3 protein-coding genes are annotated in these 3,718 nt (G+C 74.4%); 2 read left to right on the top strand and 1 reads right to left on the bottom strand.

Annotated features, from left to right (window positions below; genetic code table 11):
* Nucleotides 1-113: 113 nt before the first annotated feature.
* Nucleotides 114-1,379, bottom strand: a complete 1,266-nt coding sequence (locus ACFCXS_RS39305; protein ID WP_376648138.1) for an MBL fold metallo-hydrolase — start codon at nucleotides 1,377-1,379, stop codon at nucleotides 114-116.
* Nucleotides 1,380-1,519: 140 nt separating this feature from the next.
* Here ACFCXS_RS39305 and ACFCXS_RS39300 point away from each other — a divergent pair, with 140 nt between their 5' ends.
* Together ACFCXS_RS39300 and ACFCXS_RS39295 are read left to right on the top strand one after the other, a co-directional pair.
* Nucleotides 1,520-2,698 (top strand): Glu/Leu/Phe/Val dehydrogenase dimerization domain-containing protein, encoded by a 1,179-nt coding sequence (locus ACFCXS_RS39300; RefSeq protein ID WP_376648137.1) that lies wholly within the window; start codon nucleotides 1,520-1,522, stop codon nucleotides 2,696-2,698.
* A 211-nt stretch (nucleotides 2,699-2,909) separates the two neighbouring features.
* Complete coding sequence (locus ACFCXS_RS39295; protein WP_376648136.1) at nucleotides 2,910-3,506, top strand: TetR/AcrR family transcriptional regulator; 597 nt, start codon at nucleotides 2,910-2,912, stop codon at nucleotides 3,504-3,506.
* Nucleotides 3,507-3,718: the final 212 nt, after the last annotated feature.

Raw genomic sequence — 3,718 nt, 5'->3', positions numbered from 1 at the left:
CCTGCGTCTTTGTTTTAAACTCCCCGGGGCACGCCCCGCCCCCCCCCGGGGGGGGGGGGCGGGGCCCCCCCCGCCCCCCCGGCCCTCGCCGTCGGTCTGCCGTACGCCCCGCGTCAGCCCGCCGGAAGCGTCTCCGGGTCCTCGGTGCCCTTGCCCGCCCCACGGTCACCGTCACTCACCGTGTCGGCCTGGGCCATGGCTGCCGCGTCCGAGGCGGTCTTGATCGTGGCGTCGGCGAGGGCTTCCGCGGCCGGGAAACCACCCGCCGGAGCGAGCGCCACCCCGCGCCACCACGGCTCGGACGGGACGTTCCCGGCGGTGGGCTCGAAGGGCTGACCCGGGCGCGGCAGGGCGATTCCGGCGCCCACCGCGCGGGCGGCCGCGAGCGTCCCCTCGCCGGGGTCCGCCCACGGGTGCGTCGCCAGGTTGAAGGTGGCCCAGTGGATCGGCAGCATAGGGCCGCGCCCCGGGCCGCCCTGGAGGTCGAGGTGGGCGCGCACGCCCTCCTCGGGCGTCATGTGGATGTCGGGCCAGAAGTCGGAGTACGCGCCGATCTGGATCATCGTGGCGTCGAACGGCCCGTGCTCGGCGCCGATCTCCTTGAAGCCGTCGAAGTAGCCGGTGTCGCCGCTGTGGTAGATCCGGTGCTCCTCGCCGGCGACGACCCAGGAGGCCCACAGGGTGTGCTGGGTGTTGCGCAGTCCCCGGCCGCAGAAGTGCCGGGCCGGGGTGGCGGTCAGGGTGAGGCCGCCGACCCTCGTGGACTCGTGCCAGTCCAGCTCGCGCAGCCGGCCGGCGGACACCCCCCAGTGCTCCAGGTGCGCGCCGACACCCAGGGGCACGGCGAACAGCGTGTCCGTGCCCGCGAGTGCCTTGATGGTGGGCATGTCCAGGTGGTCGTAGTGGTCGTGCGAGATGACCACGACGTCGACCGGGCCGAGGGCGGCGAGCGGCAGGGGCACGGGGTGCAGCCGCCTGGGACCCGCGAAGGAGAAGGGGGAGCAGCGCTCGCCCCACACCGGGTCGAACAGGACGCGCCGGCCGTCCAGCTCCGCGAGCACGCTGGAGTGTCCCATCCAGGTCAGCCGGAGCCCGGTGGCCGGGGGCCGGGCGATGTCGGCGAGGGTGGTGGCGTGCACCGGGACGGTGCCCCGCGGGGCACGGCGGGGCCGGGTGTCCTTGTCGAAGAAGACCTTCGCGAAGTCCAGGGTCGAGCCGGAGGGCCGGGTCCGCGCGGGGCCGCCGGGGTTCTGGAAGACCCCGTCCTTGAAATGGGGCGATCTGCGGATGCGCGCCATGCGCTCACCACTCGGGTCGGCGCCGAACGCCCCGGGCTGCAGCGCGCGGAGCCCGGAGCTCAGGGTACGGAAACCGGCCACGGTACCTCCAGGTGGAGTCGGTCAGGCTTTCCATTATGGTCGGCCCCTCCGACAACACCGGACCACAGGGGCCCCACCGGAAGCACACCCGGGGCGATACTGACCGATGATTCAGTAACCCGCGTCGCCGAGGAGCCCGGATGGCCACCCCCCTGTTGTCTCTGACCTGGACCGATCACCTCACCGGACGGCAGGGCTTCCTGGTCGTCGACCGGCTGGTCCGCGGGGTCGCCAGCGGCGGTCTGCGGATGCGCGCCGGCTGCACGCTGGAGGAGGTCACCGGCCTGGCCCGCGGCATGACCGTCAAGGAGGTCCTGCACTACGACCCGGCGAGCCGCTACGTCCCGCTCGGCGGTGCCAAGGGCGGCATCGACTGCGACCCCCGCGATCCCGGCGCCTACCCGCTGCTGGTGCGGTACCTGCGCGCGATGCGGCCGTACATAGAGACCTGCTGGACGACGGGCGAGGACCTGGGCCTCACCCAGGACCTGGTCGACCGGGCGGCGGCCGAGGCGGGGCTGGTCTCCTCGATCCAGGCCGTGTACCCCCTGCTCGACGACGAGGCCGAGGCCCGGCAACGGCTCCGGGACGCGTTCGCGGTCGAGGTCGACGGCATCGGCCTGGACGAGCTGGTCGGGGGCTGTGGTGTGGCCGAGGCGACCCTGGCCGCCCTGGACCGTGCCGGTGTGCCGGCGACCGGGACCCGGGTCGCCCTCCAGGGCTTCGGCACCATGGGCGGGGCGACCGCGCGCTTCCTCACGCGCGCGGGGCTCACGGTCGTCGCCGTCGCCGATCTCAAGGGCACGATCGCCAACCGGCAGGGGCTGGACGTCGAAGCGCTGCTCGCGGCCCGGGACGCCCACGGCACCGTGGACCGCTCCGCGCTGCGCCCCGGCGACCGCGAACTGCCGGGCGACGCCTGGCTGGCGGCGGACGCGGACGTGCTGGTTCCGGCCGCAGTGTCGTACGCGATCGGCACCGCCGACCAGGAGCGGATCACCGCCCGCTGGGTCGTGGAGGCGGCCAACATGCCCGTACTCCCGGAGGCGGAGCTGCTGTTGACCGCGCGCGGGGTGACCGTGCTGCCGGACGTCGTGGTCAACTCGGGCACGAACGCCTGGTGGTGGTGGACGCTGTTCGGGGACATCGGCGCCGACGCCGAGGAGGCGTTCGCCCGCACCCGCCACTCGATGCGGGCGCTGGTCGAGCGGATGCTGTCCCGCGCGCAGGCCGACGGGACGACGCCGCGGACCGCCGCCCACGCGATCGCGACGGACCGGCTGCCGCTGATCGCGGAACGGTTCGGCTGGTTCCGGTGAGGTGACCGCCGCCTCCTCGCAGCGGCCGGCCCCGGTGAAGTGAACCTCTCCTCCTCGCCTCGGCCGGTTTCCGGCGAGGTGACCGCCTCCTCGCCGCGACCGGCTTCCGGTGCGACGCCCGTCGTCTCCTCGACGGCTGTCGTCGCGGGCCCCGCCGGGCAGGCCGAAACGCTCCGTCGAGGGACGGCAGGGCCGTGGGTAGGGTGACGGCGTGACCAGAGTCCGGTTGAGTGTGGCTCAGCGCCGCGGAGATCTGCTGCGGGCCGCCATCGAGCAGATCGAGGCGAGGGGTGTGGCGGCGGTCAGGATCGCCGACGTGGCCTCGGCGCTGGGTGTGAGCAACGCGCTGGTCCTCTACCACTTCTCGTCGAAGGAGCAACTGGTCGCCGCCGCGTTCCGGCACGCGGCGGAGGGCGACCTGGCGCATCTGCGCAAGCTGCTCGGCCGCCGTTCGCCGGCGCTGCGCCGGCTGCGGTCGGCCGTTCGGTGGTACGCCCCGACCGGGCAGGCCAAGGGCTGGCGGCTGTGGATCGAGGGCTGGGCGGCGGCGCTGCGAGATCCAGCACTGCGAGAGGTGGCCCAGGATCTCGACCGGCAGTGGAAGGCGGCCCTGGTCGAGGTCATCGCGGAGGGCGTGGCCGCCAATGAGTTCCGCTGCCCCGACCCGGCCGGCACGGCCCTGCGTCTGACCGCCCTCCTCGACGGACTCGCCGTCCAGCTGACGTCGTACGCCGGTGCGGTGCCGCGCGCACGGGCCCAGGAGTGGGTGGAGGAGACACTGAGCCGTGAGTTGGGCCTGACGACGTAGCGACCGGCTCCTTGGCCGGTGCCTCTCGGATCATGCCCGGGCCGCGGGGCTCACCGTCACCGGTCCGGCACCGGCGCCGGAACCGCGAGCCGGACCGAGCCGGGCCGTCGCCTGGACGACCCGCTTCGGAAGCCAGGACTCCTGTGCGTGGGGGCCGTGCCGGGTGGGCCCCCGGCACGGCGCCCACCCCCACGGGGCGGCCCCCCCCCCCG

The organism is Streptomyces sp. NPDC056373 (assembly GCF_042262425.1).
In the GTDB taxonomy this organism is placed as follows: domain Bacteria; phylum Actinomycetota; class Actinomycetes; order Streptomycetales; family Streptomycetaceae; genus Streptomyces.
This window is presented reverse-complemented; position numbering and strand designations above follow the sequence as displayed.